Source organism: Streptomyces jeddahensis, from assembly GCF_001642995.1.
In the GTDB taxonomy this organism is placed as follows: Bacteria; Actinomycetota; Actinomycetes; order Streptomycetales; family Streptomycetaceae; genus Streptomyces; species Streptomyces jeddahensis.
Genome location: NZ_LOHS01000057.1, coordinates 23611 through 38516, shown reverse-complemented (window position 1 = coordinate 38516; position 14906 = coordinate 23611). Strand labels below are relative to the sequence as shown.

At 70.6% G+C, this 14906-nt stretch carries 13 protein-coding genes; 6 read left to right on the top strand and 7 right to left on the bottom strand.

Features of this window, described 5'->3' with window-relative positions; translation table 11 throughout:
* The first annotated feature begins 82 nt into the window (after positions 1-82).
* The 3 genes from STSP_RS09075 to STSP_RS09065 all read left to right on the top strand — a co-directional run bounded on the left by STSP_RS09075 (position 83) and on the right by STSP_RS09065 (position 3944).
* Complete coding sequence (locus STSP_RS09075) at positions 83-1183, top strand: thiamine ABC transporter substrate-binding protein (RefSeq protein WP_107441243.1); 1101 nt, start codon at positions 83-85, stop codon at positions 1181-1183.
* Complete coding sequence (locus tag STSP_RS09070; RefSeq protein WP_078067009.1) at positions 1159-2856, top strand: ABC transporter permease; 1698 nt, start codon at positions 1159-1161, stop codon at positions 2854-2856. The genes STSP_RS09075 and STSP_RS09070 overlap by 25 nt, the downstream gene beginning before the upstream one ends.
* 74 nt (positions 2857-2930) lie before the next feature.
* Entirely contained in the window at positions 2931-3944 is a 1014-nt protein-coding gene (locus STSP_RS09065) for an ABC transporter ATP-binding protein (protein WP_067274625.1), read from the top strand.
* A gap of 75 nt (positions 3945-4019) precedes the next feature.
* On the opposite strand, the gene STSP_RS09060 is transcribed toward STSP_RS09065, so the two are convergent.
* The 5 genes from STSP_RS09060 to STSP_RS09040 form a co-directional block, all read right to left on the bottom strand.
* On the bottom strand, positions 4020-4427 hold the full coding sequence (locus STSP_RS09060; protein WP_067274472.1) for a VOC family protein: 408 nt from the start codon (positions 4425-4427) through the stop codon (positions 4020-4022).
* A gap of 112 nt (positions 4428-4539) precedes the next feature.
* Positions 4540-5721: a hypothetical protein gene (locus STSP_RS09055; RefSeq protein ID WP_067274469.1), complete on the bottom strand. Its 1182-nt coding sequence runs from the start codon at positions 5719-5721 to the stop codon at positions 4540-4542.
* Complete coding sequence (locus tag STSP_RS09050) at positions 5703-6440, bottom strand: ABC transporter ATP-binding protein (protein WP_067274622.1); 738 nt, start codon at positions 6438-6440, stop codon at positions 5703-5705. The genes STSP_RS09055 and STSP_RS09050 overlap by 19 nt, the downstream gene beginning before the upstream one ends.
* A 183-nt stretch (positions 6441-6623) precedes the next feature.
* Positions 6624-8003 carry an aspartate aminotransferase family protein gene (locus tag STSP_RS09045; protein WP_067274467.1) on the bottom strand — a complete coding sequence of 460 codons (1380 nt, stop codon included), beginning with the start codon at positions 8001-8003 and terminating at the stop codon, positions 6624-6626.
* Positions 7988-8554, bottom strand: a complete 567-nt coding sequence (locus STSP_RS09040) for an Lrp/AsnC family transcriptional regulator (RefSeq protein WP_067274464.1) — start codon at positions 8552-8554, stop codon at positions 7988-7990. The genes STSP_RS09045 and STSP_RS09040 overlap by 16 nt, the downstream gene beginning before the upstream one ends.
* Positions 8555-8715: 161 nt before the next feature.
* Between STSP_RS09040 and STSP_RS09035 the strand changes: the two genes are divergently transcribed.
* Both STSP_RS09035 and STSP_RS09030 read left to right on the top strand, forming a co-directional pair.
* On the top strand, positions 8716-10155 hold the full coding sequence (locus STSP_RS09035) for a gamma-aminobutyraldehyde dehydrogenase (protein WP_067274461.1): 1440 nt from the start codon (positions 8716-8718) through the stop codon (positions 10153-10155).
* A gap of 126 nt (positions 10156-10281) precedes the next feature.
* A complete protein-coding gene (locus STSP_RS09030) occupies positions 10282-10809 on the top strand; it encodes a hypothetical protein (RefSeq protein WP_067274621.1) in 528 nt (175 codons plus the stop codon).
* On the opposite strand, the gene STSP_RS09025 is transcribed toward STSP_RS09030, so the two are convergent.
* A complete protein-coding gene (locus STSP_RS09025) occupies positions 10799-11968 on the bottom strand; it encodes a serine hydrolase domain-containing protein (RefSeq protein ID WP_067274460.1) in 1170 nt (389 codons plus the stop codon). The genes STSP_RS09030 and STSP_RS09025 overlap by 11 nt on opposite strands.
* 469 nt (positions 11969-12437) lie before the next feature.
* Here STSP_RS09025 and STSP_RS09020 point away from each other — a divergent pair, with 469 nt between their 5' ends.
* Positions 12438-14099 (top strand): sigma-70 family RNA polymerase sigma factor, encoded by a 1662-nt coding sequence (locus STSP_RS09020; RefSeq protein ID WP_067274459.1) that lies wholly within the window; start codon positions 12438-12440, stop codon positions 14097-14099.
* Between the two features lie 52 nt (positions 14100-14151).
* On the opposite strand, the gene STSP_RS09015 is transcribed toward STSP_RS09020, so the two are convergent.
* Positions 14152-14889, bottom strand: coding sequence for a glycerophosphodiester phosphodiesterase (locus STSP_RS09015; RefSeq protein WP_067274618.1), 738 nt, complete (start codon positions 14887-14889; stop codon positions 14152-14154).
* Positions 14890-14906 lie beyond the last annotated feature (17 nt).

Sequence of the window (14906 nt, the reverse complement as noted above, 5' to 3'; positions counted from 1 at the left end):
AGGGCCGCGTCTCTTCCTGGTCACCCCCAGGAGGAAAAACTCAGTGAGCTCAGTGAGCACCAGCAAGGTGGGCACCAGCAAGGTGAGCACCACCAAGGTCACCGGCAAGAAGATCACGGCCGTCAGCCTGGCCACGGGCCTCGGCCTCCTCACGCTGTCGGCGTGCGGCGGCTCCGAGGGCGAGGAGTCGGCCAAGGCGGAGTCGAAGACCGTAACGCTCGTCAGCCACGACTCCTTCGCCGCGTCCAAGGACGTACTGAAGGAGTTCGAGCAGCAGTCCGGCTACAAGGTCAAGGTGCTGAAGGACGGCGACGCCGGGCAGGCCGTCAACAAGGCGATCCTGACCAAGGGCAATCCGCAGGGCGACGTGTTCTTCGGCGTCGACAACACGCTGCTGTCGCGCGCGCTCGACAACGGGCTCTTCCAGCCCTACGAGGCCAAGGGGATCGAGTCCGTCGCCGAGGACGTGCAGCTCGACAAGGACAAGCACCGCGTCACGCCGATCGACTCGGGCGAGATCTGCGTCAACTACGACAAGAAGTACTTCGCCGACCACAAGCTCGACCCGCCGCAGTCGTTCGACGACCTGACCAAGCCCGCGTACAAGAACCTGCTGGTCACCGAGAACGCCTCGACGTCCTCGCCCGGCCTCGGCTTCCTGCTCGGCACCGCCGCGCACTACGGCGACGACGGCTGGCAGGACTACTGGAAGAAGCTCAAGGCCAACGGCATCAAGGTCGTCGACGGCTGGGAGCAGGCGTACAACGAGGAGTTCTCCGGCTCGGCCGGCGGCAAGCAGGCAGGGGGCGACCGGCCGCTGGTCGTCTCGTACGCGTCGTCGCCGCCCGCCGAGGCGATCTACTCCGACCCGCAGCCGAAGACCGCGCCGACCGGTGTCGCGACCGGCACCTGCTTCCGGCAGATCGAGTTCGCCGGGCTGCTCGCCAACGCGGGCAACGAGAAGGGCGGCAAGGCCCTGCTGGACTTCCTGATCAGCAAGAGGTTCCAGGAGGACATGCCGCTGAACATGTTCGTGGACCCCGTGCGGGAGGACGCCGAGGCGCCCGCGGACTTCGTCAAGTACGCCGTCAAGGTCGACGAGCCGGAGACGATGGCGCCTGACAAGATCGCCGACAGCCGTGACCAGTGGGTCAAGTCGTGGACGTCGCTCGTACTGAAGTAAGCGCTGGGAAGGGCCGGGCTCTCGGCCTGAGGCCGAGCCGGGGCAGCCTCGCGCGGCTCGGCCTCATGGCCCTGCCCGTCGCGTTCTTCGCGGCCTTCTTCGCCTACCCGGTCGCTGCGATCGTGGCACGCGGCCTCAAGGTCGACGAGGCCTGGCAGTTCGGGCGGATCGCCGAGGTCGTGGGGCAGCCGGACATCCGGCACGTGCTGTGGTTCACCACCTGGCAGGCCCTCGCCTCGACCGCGCTCACCCTGCTGATCGCGCTCCCAGCCGCGTATGTCTTCGCGCGATTCGACTTCCGTGGCAAGCAGGTGCTCCGGGCGGTCGTCACGGTGCCGTTCGTGCTGCCCACGGTCGTGGCCGGCACGGCTTTCCTGGCGCTGCTCGGGAGGGGCGGGCTGCTCGACGAGATGTGGGGGGTACGACTGGACACGACGGTCTGGGCGATTCTCCTCGCGCATGTGTTCTTCAACTACGCGGTGGTCGTCCGCACCGTCGGCGGGCTGTGGAGCCAGCTGGATCCGCGTCAGGAGGAGGCCGCTCGGGTCCTCGGCGCCTCACGGTTCGCGGCATGGCGGACGGTGACGTTGCCCGCGCTCGCGCCTGCCGTCGCTGCCGCGGCGCTGATGGTCTTCCTCTTCACCTTCACCTCCTTCGGCATCGTGCAGATCCTGGGCGGCCCGGCGTACTCGACGCTGGAGATGGAGATCTACCGGCAGACATCGCAGATCTTCGACCTGTCCACGGCCGCGGTGCTGACGCTGGTGCAGTTCGCCGCCGTGGGCGCCATCCTCGTGGTCCACGCCTGGACGGTGCGGCGCCGGGAGACCGCCCTGCGGCTGGTGGACGCCTCCGGCACCACGCACAGGCCGCGCGGTGCCGGACAGCGGGCGCTCCTCGGCGGAGTCCTGGTCACGATCGCCGCACTGATCCTGCTGCCGCTCGGCGTGCTGGTCCAGCGGTCGCTCAAGGGGCCCGACGGCTACGGCTTCACGTACCTCCGGGCGCTGACCTCGGCGGACGGCGGCGCCTTCCTCGTGCCGCCCATCGACGCCGTCGGGAACTCCCTGCAGTACGCGCTCGCGGCGACCGCCATCGCCGTGCTGATCGGCGGCCTGGCCGCGGCCGCCCTGACCCGGCGCGCGGGCCGTTTCGTGCGCAGCTTCGACGCGCTGCTGATGCTGCCGCTCGGCGTCTCCGCCGTGACCGTGGGCTTCGGATTCCTCATCGCGCTCGACGAACCGCCGCTGGATCTGCGCTCTTCCTGGATCCTGGTGCCGCTCGCCCAGGCGCTGGTCGGCGTGCCCTTCGTCGTGCGCACCATGCTGCCCGTCCTGCGGGCCGTCGACGAACGGCTGCGGGAGGCCGCGTCCGTGCTCGGGGCCTCGCCCTGGCGGGTGTGGCGTGAGGTCGACCTGCCGATGGTGCGGCGGGCACTGCTCGTCGCGGCTGGCTTCGCCTTCGCCGTGTCGCTGGGCGAGTTCGGCGCGACGGTCTTCATCGCGCGGCCCGACAACCCCACGCTGCCGGTCGCCGTCGCCCGGCTCCTGGGGCGTGCCGGCGAGCTCAACTACGGCCAGGCGATGGCCCTTTCGACGATCCTGATGGTGGTGTGCGCGGTGTCGCTGCTGCTCCTCGAACGTGTCCGGACCGATCGCACGGGGGAGTTCTGATGCCGCCGGTGTCCAAGACCGCTGAAACCAGTGGATCCACCGGAGCCGCCGCCGGATCCGACGGCCGGGCCCTTCTGCGGCTCGAGGGGGCGACCGTGCGGTTCGGCGCCCGCGCCGCGCTCGACTCCGTCGACCTCGACGTCGCCGAGCACGAGATCGTATGCGTGCTAGGGCCGAGCGGCAGCGGAAAGTCGACGCTGCTGCGGGTGATCGCCGGGCTCCAGGATCTCGACGCGGGCCGGGTGTTCCTGGACGGCCGCGACCAGCAGGGGGTGGCCGCGCACCGGCGCGGCGTCGGACTGATGTTCCAGGATCATCAGCTGTTCCCGCAGCGGGACGTCGGCGGCAACGTCGCCTTCGGGCCCCGGATGCACGGCGCTTCGCGGGCCGAGCAGGACGTACGTGTCGAGGAGTTGCTGGAGCTCGTGGGCCTGCCCGGGGCGGCCCGGCGCACCGTCGCCGCGCTGTCCGGAGGCGAGCAGCAGCGGGTCGCGCTGGCCCGGGCGCTGGCACCCCGCCCCCGCCTGCTGATGCTGGACGAGCCGCTCGGCCAGCTCGACCGGTCCCTGCGCGAACGCCTCGTCGTCGAACTGCGGGAGCTCTTCACGGAGCTCGGCACCACCGTGCTGGCCGTCACCCACGACCAGGGCGAGGCCTTCGCGCTCGCCGACCGGGTCGTGGTGATGCGCGACGGACGGATCGCCCAGTCGGGCACGCCTCTTGAGGTGTGGCAGCACCCGGTGGACGAGTTCGTCGCCCGCTTCCTCGGCTTCGACAACGTGGTGGAGGCGACGGTCGGCACCGGGTCCGCGGACACGCCGTGGGGCAAGGTGCCGGTACCGGAAGGGACCCCGCAGGGCGACTGCACGCTGCTCGTACGCCCCGCGGGAGTCCGGCTCGTGCCCGCGAGTGAGGGCCTCGCGTGCACGGTGACGGCACGCACCTTCCGCGGCACCCATGTCGCCGTACACCTCCAGCCACACGACGCACCGCGGCTGGAGGCGGCGTGCGCGCTCCGCGACGCGCCGGAGCCCGGAGCGGAGGTTGGCGTCGCGTTCGAGGCGCAGGAGGTCGTCGTACTGCCGTGATCTCGCCGTACGTGCGACGCCGGCCCGGCTCCTGCCCGAAGGCCCCGGTTCCCGCCCGGAGAAGGACCCCTGCGCTCAGCCCTGCACCTGCGACGGATCCATCCACATGACCTCCCACGTGTGACCGTCGAGGTCGTCGAACGCCCGGCCGTACATGGTGCCGTAGTCCTGCGTCTCACCCGACACCGTGCCGCCGGCCGCCACCGCCTTCCCGACCAGTTCGTCGACCTTGTCGCGGCTCTCGGCGCTCAGACACAGCAGCACCTCGCTGGTCTTCGTCGCGTCGGCGATCTCCTTCTTCGTGAAGTCCTGGTAGCGCTTCTTGCTGAGGAGCATCGCGATGATCGTGTCGCTGATCACGACGCAGGCGCAGTCATCGGTCGTGAACTGCGGGTTGATCGTGTAGCCGAGCTCGGTGAAGAACTTCTTCGAGGCGGCGACGTCGTTCACGGCCAGGTTCACGAAGATCATCTGCTGGTACATCAGGGCTCTCTCCCGTTGTGTGAGGTGCGGTACGGAGGGATAGACCAGGGCCCGGCGCAGAACTCATCGGCGCCGGGCCCTTTTTTCGCTGGAGAAATCTCGGCGGCCTCGCTCAGGAGATCAGCGGCACCGCGGCCAGCTCCGCAACCACCCACGTCAGCGGCCCGAACACGAGGAACAGCATCCCCGCGCGCAGCGCCGCCGCCTTGCGCAGCATCGAGGCGGGCGCACCCATCTGCTGCAGCGCCGCCGTCGTGTCCGCATGGAACTGCCTGGACTCGACAGCGGCCGTCAGGACCGTCGCGATGGCGCAGCCCGCGACCACCACCGTGCCCAGCAGGGTGAGCGGTCCGAGGTCCAGCTGGTTCCCGCCGTGCAGCCGGGCGGCGGCGTACACCCCGGAGGCCACCGCGCACAGCAGGCCGAGCGGCCGTCCGATGCGCTGGGCCTCCGTCTGCAGCACGCGGCCCGCAAGCATCCGCAGTGCACCGGGCCGCACCGCCTGCAGCATCCGGCCGCACAGATGGGTGAGGCCGGGCCCGGCGAACGCCAGACCGAGTGCGGCCAGGCACCAGCCGGCGAGCACTCCTGCGGAGCTGCCGCCGAGACCGCCCGTCCCCGGCAGACCGCCCGCCCCCGGCAGAGCGGCCGCTCCGGTGCCCCGTCCGGCGTACGTCTCCGAGGCGAGGCCGATGGCGAGGAGGGCGACTCCCCAGGGCAGCCCGCCCGGGGCGGGCACGGGCGGCCGGGGCTCGGGGGGTTCGGGTGTCTCCGCGTCCTTGCGGGCACCCGGGCGCAGTACGAAGAGGGCCGCGGTCGATGCGGTCAACGGGACCAGGACGAGCAGGGTGATCACGGCGGGGACAGGCAACGGGCGGTCGGCGGCCAGGAGTTCGGCCGCGGCACCATCGAACGGCAGGCCTGTCAGATCGCCGCGCAGATGCAGGAAGAACAACAGTGCCAGCAGCGATCCGAGGGTGCAGGCCAGCGCGGTGGACGTCACCGCCAGCATCATCAGCCGGATGGGGCCGAGCCCGATCGCCGAGAGCCCGCTGCGCGGACGGGTGCCCGGGTCGCAGCGGGCCACGGAGACGGCGAGATACACGGTCGCGGCGAGCGGGACCAGACACCAGGCGAGGCGGGTGGCGGACTCCGCGGGCGCGTCCGGGTGCCCCATCGCATACCCCAGCGCGCACAGCAGCAGGAAACCGGTGCCGGCGGAGGCGACCGAGACCAGCAGCCTGCGCAGCTGGACGACGGCCTGGGCGCCGCGGGCTAGGCGGAGAGCGAGCACGCGGCAGAGCCTTCCGCGTCGGCGTCGGTGGGCAGGTCGACCGTGTTCACGCGCCGCCCGTCGAGCAGGGACACCGTGCGGTCAGCGGCGGCGGCGATCCCCGGGTCATGGGTGGCCAGGACGACCGTGATGCCGTGCGAGCGCGCCGCGGCCGTCAGCGTGTGCAGGACCTGGGCGCGGTCGGCCCGGTGCAGCGGCGCGGTGGGCTCGTCGGCGAAGAGCACCGTCGGCGTGGTGATCAAGGCGCGGGCGATCGCGATGCGCTGCCGTTCGGCCTGCAGGAGGGCGTGCGGCCGCTTCGGGGCGCACTCCTCGATGTCCAGGCGCTCCAGCCACTCCAGGGCGGCGGCCCGGGAGATACGGCGCGAGATGCCGCGCAGCATCAGCGGCAGCGCGGCGTTCTCCCAGGCCTTCAGCTCCGGTACGAGATGGGGGACGGGGTCGATCCAGCCGAAGCGTTCACGCCGCAGTTGCTCCCGGACGACCGGGCTCATGGTGTGCACGGGGGCGCCGTTGAACCACACCTCGCCCTGCTCGGGCAGCACCTGGCCGGACAGGCACCGCAGCAGCGTCGTCTTGCCGCTGCCCCGCGGGCCTACGACGGCGAGGATCTCGCGCTCGCGGACGCCGACCGAGACACCGGCCAGCGCAGGCGAACCGTTGTGGGAGAAGTGCAGGGACCGTGCCCAGATCACATCGTTGTCCGGCGGGGCCACCATGGCGAACACCTCGGTTCAGGTCGGTTGTCGCGTCCCCCGCACGGGGGAACGAAGGCGGGACCGATCGGTTACTGCACCGTAGGGATTCGGAGCCTGGGGTCCTGGGAAGCACACGGCCCGGGTACGCCCTTCTCACTCGAAAAGGGGCACCCGGGCCGTGAGCCGTACGCGGATGGACCAGGATCAGATCTTCGTCCAGGCCTCCGTGAGCACCCGGCGGATGATCGACTCGATCTCGTCGAACGTCGACTGGTCCGCGGTCAGCGGCGGCGACAGCTGGATGACCGGGTCACCGCGGTCGTCGGCGCGGCAGTACAGGCCGTACTCGTAGAGCTTCTTGGAGACGAAGCCGTAGAGGACGCGCTCCGACTCCTCATCCGTGAAGGACTCCTTGGTGGCCTTGTCCTTGACGAGCTCGATGCCGTAGAAGAAGCCGTTGCCGCGGACGTCGCCGACGATCGGCAGGTCGTGCAGCTTCTCCAGCGTGGCCCGGAAGGCGTCCTCGTTGTCCAGGACGTGCTTGTTGAGGTTCTCGCGCTCGAAGATGTCGAGGTTGGCGAGCGCCACGGCGGCGGAGACCGGGTGGCCGCCGAACGTGTAGCCGTGCAGGAACGTGTTGTCGCCCTTGTAGAACGGCTCGGCCAGCCGGTCCGAGACGATGCACGCGCCGATGGGGGAGTACCCGGACGTCATGCCCTTGGCGCAGGTGATCATGTCCGGGACGTAGCCGAACTTGTCGCACGCGAACATCGTGCCGAGCCGCCCGAAGGCGCAGATGACCTCGTCCGACACGAGCAGCACGTCGTACTGGTCGCAGATCTCGCGGACACGCTGGAAGTACCCGGGCGGCGGCGGGAAGCAGCCGCCGGCGTTCTGCACCGGCTCCAGGAAGACCGCGGCGACGGTGTCCGGGCCCTCGAAGAGGATCTGCTGCTCGATCTGGTCGGCGCACCAGCGGCCGAAGGCCTCGGGGTCGTCGCCGAAGATCGGGGCGCGGTAGATGTTGGTGTTGGCCACCTTGTGCGCGCCCGGGACGAGCGGCTCGAAGGGGGCCTTCAGGCCGGGCAGGCCGGTGATGGACAGGGCGCCCTGCGGGGTGCCGTGGTAGGCGACCGCACGCGAGATGACCTTGTGCTTGGTCGGCTTGCCCTGGAGCTTGAAGTACTGCTTGGCCAGCTTCCAGGCGGTCTCGACCGCCTCGCCGCCGCCGGTGGTGAAGAAGACCTTGTTGAGGTCGCCCGGCGCATGGCCCGCGAGGCGCTCGGCGAGCTCGATCGCCTTGGGGTGGGCGTACGACCAGACGGGGAAGAAGGCCAGCTCCTGCGCCTGCTTGAAGGCCGTCTCGGCGAGCTCGGTGCGGCCGTGGCCCGCCTGCACCACGAACAGGCCGGCCAGGCCGTCGAGGTAGCGCTTGCCCTTGTCGTCGTAGATGTAGGTTCCCTCGCCCCGCACGATGGTCGGCACGGGCGCGTTCTCGTACGAGGACATGCGGGTGAAGTGCATCCACAGGTGGTCGTACGCGGCTTTGCTGAGGTCCTTGCTCACGGCTATCGGGTTCCCCACATATAGGTCTGCTTCTTGAGCTTCAGGTAGACGAAGCTCTCGGTGGAGCGCACTCCGGGAACGGCCCGGATGCGTTTGTTGATGACGTCCAGGAGGTGGTCGTCGTCCTCGCAGACGATCTCCACCATCAGGTCGAACGAGCCCGCCGTCATCACCACGTACTCGACTTCCGACATGGCCGCCAGTGCGTCCGCCACCGACTCCACGTCGCCCTCGATGTTGATGCCGACCATCGCCTGCCGGCGGAAGCCCACGGTGAGCGGGTCCGTGACGGCGACGATCTGCATGACACCCTGGTCGAGCAGCTTCTGCACCCGCTGGCGTACGGCGGCCTCCGACAGGCCGACGGCCTTGCCGATGGCGGCGTACGGCCGGCGGCCGTCTTCCTGAAGCTGTTCGATGATGGCGAGGGAGACGGCGTCGAGCTGAGGAGATCCGTTTCCGCTCCGGGAGTCCCTGGAGCCGGCGGAGTTCCTCGAGCTTCCGGAGTCCCTGGCGGTCCTGGGGTCACTGGGGTCTGCACTACGACTGGCCACAACCTCACTGTGCACGAGGACTCGTCGCTTCCGCAAGGCCGAATCAATGAAATCCGTTGTTTACGAGCCTGTGATGCACGGAATCCGCACTTGACTCCGGCCGGGTATGTTGAAAACGTCGAAGAACGGACTAGGGTGGGTGTCTCACCCATTGGACATCTGACAGGAGGCCGGCAGTGAGCACCGAGCTGCGTCGTCTGCGCAACTACATCGACGGAGAGTTCCGGGACGCGGCCGACGGACGGACCACCGAGGTGGTCAACCCCGCGACGGGCGAGGCGTACGCCACCGCGCCGCTGTCGGGGCAAGCGGACGTCGACGCCGCCATGGCAGCGGCCGCGGCAGCGTTCCCGGCCTGGCGCGACACCACGCCGGCCGAGCGCCAGAAGGCCCTCCTCAAGATCGCGGACGCGTTCGAGGAGCGGGCCGAGGAGCTCATCGCCGCCGAGGTCGAGAACACCGGCAAGCCGGTCGGCCTCACCCGCACCGAAGAGATCCCACCCATGGTCGACCAGATCCGCTTCTTCGCGGGCGCGGCCCGGATGCTCGAGGGCCGCTCGGCCGGCGAGTACATGGAGGGCATGACGTCGATCATCCGCCGCGAGCCGGTCGGCGTCTGCGCACAGGTCGCGCCGTGGAACTACCCGATGATGATGGCGGTGTGGAAGTTCGCCCCAGCGCTCGCCGCGGGCAACACGGTCGTCCTGAAGCCGTCGGACACCACTCCGGCGTCCACGGTCCTGATGGCCGAGATCATCGGCTCGATCGTGCCCAAGGGCGTCTTCAACGTCATCTGCGGCGACCGCGAGACCGGCCGCATGATGGTCGAGCACCCGGTCCCGGCGATGGCCTCCATCACCGGTTCGGTACGGGCCGGCATCCAGGTCGCCGAATCCGCCTCCAAGGACGTCAAGCGCGTCCACCTCGAGCTGGGCGGCAAGGCCCCGGTCGTGGTCTTCGAGGACACCGACATCGCCAAGGCCGTCGAGGACATCTCGGTCGCGGGCTTCTTCAACGCGGGCCAGGACTGCACGGCTGCGACCCGCGTCCTCGTGCACGAGTCGATCCACGATGAGTTCGTGGCCGCGCTGGCCAAGGCGGCCTCCGAGACCAAGACCGGCCAGCCGGACGACGAGGACGTGCTCTTCGGCCCGCTGAACAACCCCAACCAGCTCGCGCAGGTCTCCGGCTTCATCGACCGGCTCCCCGCGCACGCCAAGGTCGAGGCGGGCGGCCACCGCGTCGGCGACAAGGGCTACTTCTACGCGCCGACCGTCGTCTCGGGCCTCAAGCAGGACGACGAGATCATCCAGAAGGAGGTCTTCGGACCGGTCATCACCGTCCAGTCGTTCACGGAGGAGTCCCAGGCCGTCGAGTACGCCAACGGTGTCGAGTACGCCCTGGCGTCCTCGGTCTGGACGAAGGACCACGCCCGCGCGATGCGCATGTCGAAGGCCCTGGACTTCGGCTGCGTCTGGATCAACACGCACATCCCGCTGGTCGCCGAGATGCCGCACGGCGGCTTCAAGCAGTCCGGCTACGGCAAGGACCTGTCGGCGTACGGGTTCGAGGACTACACGCGGATCAAGCACGTGATGACGTCGCTGGACGCCTGACGTCCCTCGTTTGAACAGTGCGGCCCCGGACGGGACTTCCCCTGTCCGGGGCCGCGGTGTTCCGCGCGCCAGGAGCTGGGCCGACCCTGCGTAAAGGACCGGTAAATGCGGGCGTACGCTGCCGACATGAGCGAGCGAAGAGCCCTCTTGCGGGGGATACGTGTGTGGCTGATCGCGTTCGTCGTGTGCCTCGTGCTGAGCGGGGCGACGGCGTTCCCGCTAGTGCACGAACTGCGCTGGACCGAGGACCTGTTGAGGTCTCTCTCCGCGCCCGAGCACCTGCCCGCCTTGATGGACTGGATCGAGCGCGTCCGCCAGGGCCTCGACGCCACGGACGAGAAGTACCCCTTCGTGCTGTACGGCACGGACTGGCTGGCTTTCGCGCACCTCGTCATCGCGGTCGCCTTCTACGGCCCCTACCGGGACCCGGTCCGCAACATCTGGGTCATCGAGTTCGGCATGATCGCCTGCGCCGGGATCATCCCGCTCGCGCTGGTCTGCGGCCCGATCCGCGGGATCCCCTTCTGGTGGACCGTGATCGACATGTCGTTCGGGGTCTTCGGGGTGATCCCGCTCTACGTCGTACGGCAGAAGATCAAGCGGCTGGAGGCGCTCACGCCAGCGCCTCCAGCCGCTGCGGCCGTCACCGCGTGAACACCGGGAACGCGAAGCGCTTCGCGATCGTCCAGCCCGCCTCCTTGGCGTGCGTGCCGTTCACCGAGTAGACGAGGGTCGTGGAGAGGTCGCGGGTCGCGGCGATGGCGGTGTTGTAGCCGGGGCGGGCGCCGCTCTTGCCCCACACCTCCCTGCCGTCGATCACGAACCGCTCCAGGGCCGCGCCCATCGTCGCGCCGGGCACGTCCGGAATCGTGAACATCTCCTCCAACTGCGGCTTCGGCACGACCTCTCCGCGGAACAGGGCGACGAGGAACCGCTCCAGATCCGCGGTCGTCGAGATCATGTCTCCGGCCGCCCATCGGTCCGACATGTTCCACTCGGTGACGTCCACCAGCTCGCCGTCCATCTCCTCGTAGCCACGGTTGTGCGGGCCGTGGATACGCGGGTCGGGACCACCGGGGAAGGACGTGTGCCGCATGCCGAGCGGCCGGAAGATCCGGACGGCCGCCTGGTGCTCGTACGAGTCGCCCGTGACCTTCTCGATGAGCATGCCGAGCACCGTGTAGTGGATGTTCCCGTACTCCTGCGAGGTGCCCGGGTCGGCCGCCGGGCCCTTGGCGACGGACGAGGCCACCACCTCCTCGGGCGTCAGCGTCTCGAAACGGTGCGGATACTCCTCCCGGACGGAGTCGCCCAGCGACGTGCCCGGCTGCAGGCCGCTCGTGAAGTTGAGCAACTGCCGTATGGAGACGGGCTTGAAGTCCGCCGTCAGCAGGCCCGGAAGGTATCGCTGGACGGGTGCGTCGAGGTCGATCCGGCCCTCGGCGGCGAGCTGCAGCACCACGGCCGCGGTGACCACCTTCGTGGTGGACCCGGCCCGGAAGCGGCCGTTCTCCAGGGCCTTGCGGCCTGTCCGCACGTCGGCGACCCCCGCGCTGCCCCGCCAGGTGCCGTCCGTACCTCCGACGCGAATCAGCGCGGCGGTCGCGTCGGCGTCCGGAAGGCCGGCGAGGGCCGCGCCCAGGGCTTCGGCGCTGGGGTGCTCGACATGTGAGGGGGCGGAGGCCGCGGCCGGGGAAGCGGCGAGCGCGGGCGCCGCCAGCGGGCCGGCCGCCAGGCCCATCGCGAGAACCGCGGAGATGGCGGCGAGGGCGACGGGGACTCCCCCGCGCGTGCGAACGCTGAGTGGCTTCATGGACGACTCCCGTTGTCGGCTGCCCGCGATGTGCGGGCTGCGGGGCGAGTGGACGGGTCTCATCCTCGGGATCTTCGGAGCGGTGGGGATCGTCGCCGGGGAGGGGCGGTTCCCTGTCTTCCATCCGGGTGAACTGCCATGGAGGTAGGGGGTGTTGGTCGGGGCGGCCCCTAGGGGACGGGATGGCAGGGGTCCGTGAAGGGCCGAGGCAGAGGCGAAAAAGTGTTATCGCGCGGTCCGCGCACCCGTCTCCTGTGCGGGTCAGGACTGCGGCGACGAGCGGTCCGCCGCAGTCCTGGCCGTACGGAAGCGACCACCCGCACGGGAGCAGTGAGGAATGGCAGAGCGGTGGGCCCGCCACCCGCCACCGCCTGGCGCAGCAGGAATCGCACGGCATTCGGGTTCGGGACGCTCATGTACGCCAGTAGCCTCGGGCCCGCACGGTGAACGGCATGCTGGAGGGGCGCACGTGGACGGGCGGCAGTGGCGCGGCACGATCACGGCCGCGCAGGCGGGTGACCGGCAGGCGCTGGACGACCTCGTCGCCGGCTGGCTGCCGCTGGTCTACAACATCGTGGGCCGGGCGCTCAACGGCCACGCCGACGTGGACGACGTCGTGCAGGAGACCATGCTGCGCGCCGTCCACGGCCTCGGTTCGCTGCGTGACCCGGACAGCTTCCGGTCCTGGCTCGTCGCCATCGCCATGCGGCAGGTGCGCGAGCGGGCACGCCGCAACGCGGGCACCCGCGAGCTGGCCGAAGGGGCCGACTCCGCCGCCGACTTCGCCGAGCTCACGGTGTTGCGGCTCCAGCTGGAGGGGCAGCGCCGTGAGGTCGCGGAGGCGGTGCGCTGGCTCGACGACGACGACCGGCAACTCCTCTCGCTGTGGTGGCTGGAGGTCGCGGGCGAGCTGACCCGGCGCGAACTCGCCGCGGCCGTCGGCATCAGCAGGCAGCACGCCGCCGTACGCGTCCAGCGCATGAAGGGGCGGCTGGAGACGGCGCGCGGGATAGTGCGCGCCCTGGAGTCCTCGTGCACGGAACTGCGGAAGCTGACCCTGCGTTGGGACGGGCGCACCGACTCCGTCTGGCGTAAACGTTTCGCCAGGCATATCAGGGGCTGCGGGCGGTGTGGCGGCCCGAGTGAGGGGCTCGTGCCCGCCGAGCGGCTGCTGGTCGGGCTCGCCCTGGTGCCGGTGCCCGCCGGGTTCGCGCTCTCGTTCGCGCTCGGCGGCAAGACCGCGGTCGCTGCCGCCGTCCCGGTCGCCTGGTCGGCCAAGGTGCTCGGCGTGCTCAGCAAGCCCGCCGTGGCGGTGACGGCCGGGGCGACGCTCGCCGCGGGCGGCGCGTACGTCGTCGTCGAGCAGCCCGACGCCCCGCCGCCGCAGGCCGCAGCGCCCACGGCGGCGAGCACGGCCCGCCCGCGGCCACCCGCCCCGTCACCCACGCCGTCCCGCTCGCCGTCGCCGTCGCCTTCACGGCCGCCGACGAGGACGGTCGACCTCTACGGCACGGTCGTCGACGCCGTCGACCGGGCCCCGGACCCGAACGCACGGCCCGCGGCCCTCCCGCACCGGCCCGAGACCGGGATCACCAGCACCGGCGGCCCGCATGCCGTGATGCAGCACCGCGGAGACAGCGTGACGCTCGAGGGCCGCGGCTACGTCCTCGTGCGCTGGCAACTCGCGCCGAAGTACCGGCCGGGACAGGTGGTCATGCCGTCCTGGACCGGCCTGAAGGGCAAGCTCTTCCATGTGGCCTCGGGCGGCGGCCGCCGGATGGACGACCCACTAGCCGGCAGCCCCGACGGCTACGACACCGGCATGGGCGGGCCGAGCATCGGCTACGCCGTACTGCCGCCCGGCACCCAGCAGATGTGGCAGAACGAATACTTCTACGTCGACGGCAGCGTCACCCTCACCGTGAACGAACGCGGCTGCGACTACGGCCTGAGCGTCTTCCCGTCCAGCTGGGACGCCGCGACCGAGGACATCATGACCGGGCCCGACCAGGGGGTGATCCGCTACGGCCTCGTACGGGACAACGGCAAGGACACCGCCCCGGTGCCGCAGTACGTCACGCGCGCGACTCCCTCCGATCCGGCGACGGTGCCTCAGCGGTCCCGCGTGTAGGGGCGGACCGCCGTAGCACCTTGTGCCGCCGCACCGTGTGACGGCGGTCCCGTCACCTCAACCGCCCCGCCACCGCGGCCGCCCGGCGGAGCGCGCACAACGCTTCGATGCGGTTCGTCGTGATCGAGTCGACCCCCAGATCGAGGAGCCGGAGCATGGAGCGGCGGGTGTCCGGGGTCCAGGCGGACAGCAGATACCCGTCGCGGTGCACCCTGGCGGCCAGCTGCCGGTCGATCAGTCCAAAGCGGTAGTTGAGCCACCGCGGCCGTACCGCGTCGAGCAGAGCGGGGCGCGGCGGCGCCAGCGTCGTCCAGGTCAGGGCGATCTCGGCGCCGGGGTCGGCGGCGCGCACCGCGAGCATCGCCGTCGCGCCCGCGCAGTAGTACACCCGGTCGGCCACACCGCAGTCGCGGACGATGCCCACGACCGTGCGGACCGACTCGGGCGTGGCGTCCGGCAGATCGACCATGATCCGGCTGTCGCGACTGTCGCCGCCGTTGTCGCTGGTGGGAGCGCTGAGCACCGCGAGCGCCTCCACCAGGGTCGGTACGCCGTTGCCGGTGATCTGCCGCACCTCGGCGGCCGACAGCGCCGAGACCGGCCGGTCGTGCCCCCACAGCCGCTTCAGCGTCCTGTCGTGCAGCAGCACCGGCACGCCGTCGCGCGTCAGGCGGACGTCGAACTCGACGGCGTCCGCACCCCGGGCGACCGCGGAGCGGAGCGACGGGAGCGTGTTCTCGCGGAAGCGGTACGGATCTCCCCGGTGGGCGACGGCCGTCACGGTGCGCACGGGCCCATGGTCGGCGG

Excerpts from the sequence above, each read along its gene's own strand:
- STSP_RS09060 (WP_067274472.1), bottom strand. The coding sequence starts at position 4,427 with ATGTACCAGCAGATGATCTTCGTGAACCTGGCCGTGAACGACGTCGCC.
- STSP_RS09050 (WP_067274622.1), bottom strand. The coding sequence starts at position 6,440 with ATGGTGGCCCCGCCGGACAACGATGTGATCTGGGCACGGTCCCTGCAC.
- STSP_RS09030 (WP_067274621.1), top strand. The coding sequence starts at position 10,282 with ATGAGCGAGCGAAGAGCCCTCTTGCGGGGGATACGTGTGTGGCTGATC.
- STSP_RS09025 (WP_067274460.1), bottom strand. The coding sequence starts at position 11,968 with ATGAAGCCACTCAGCGTTCGCACGCGCGGGGGAGTCCCCGTCGCCCTC.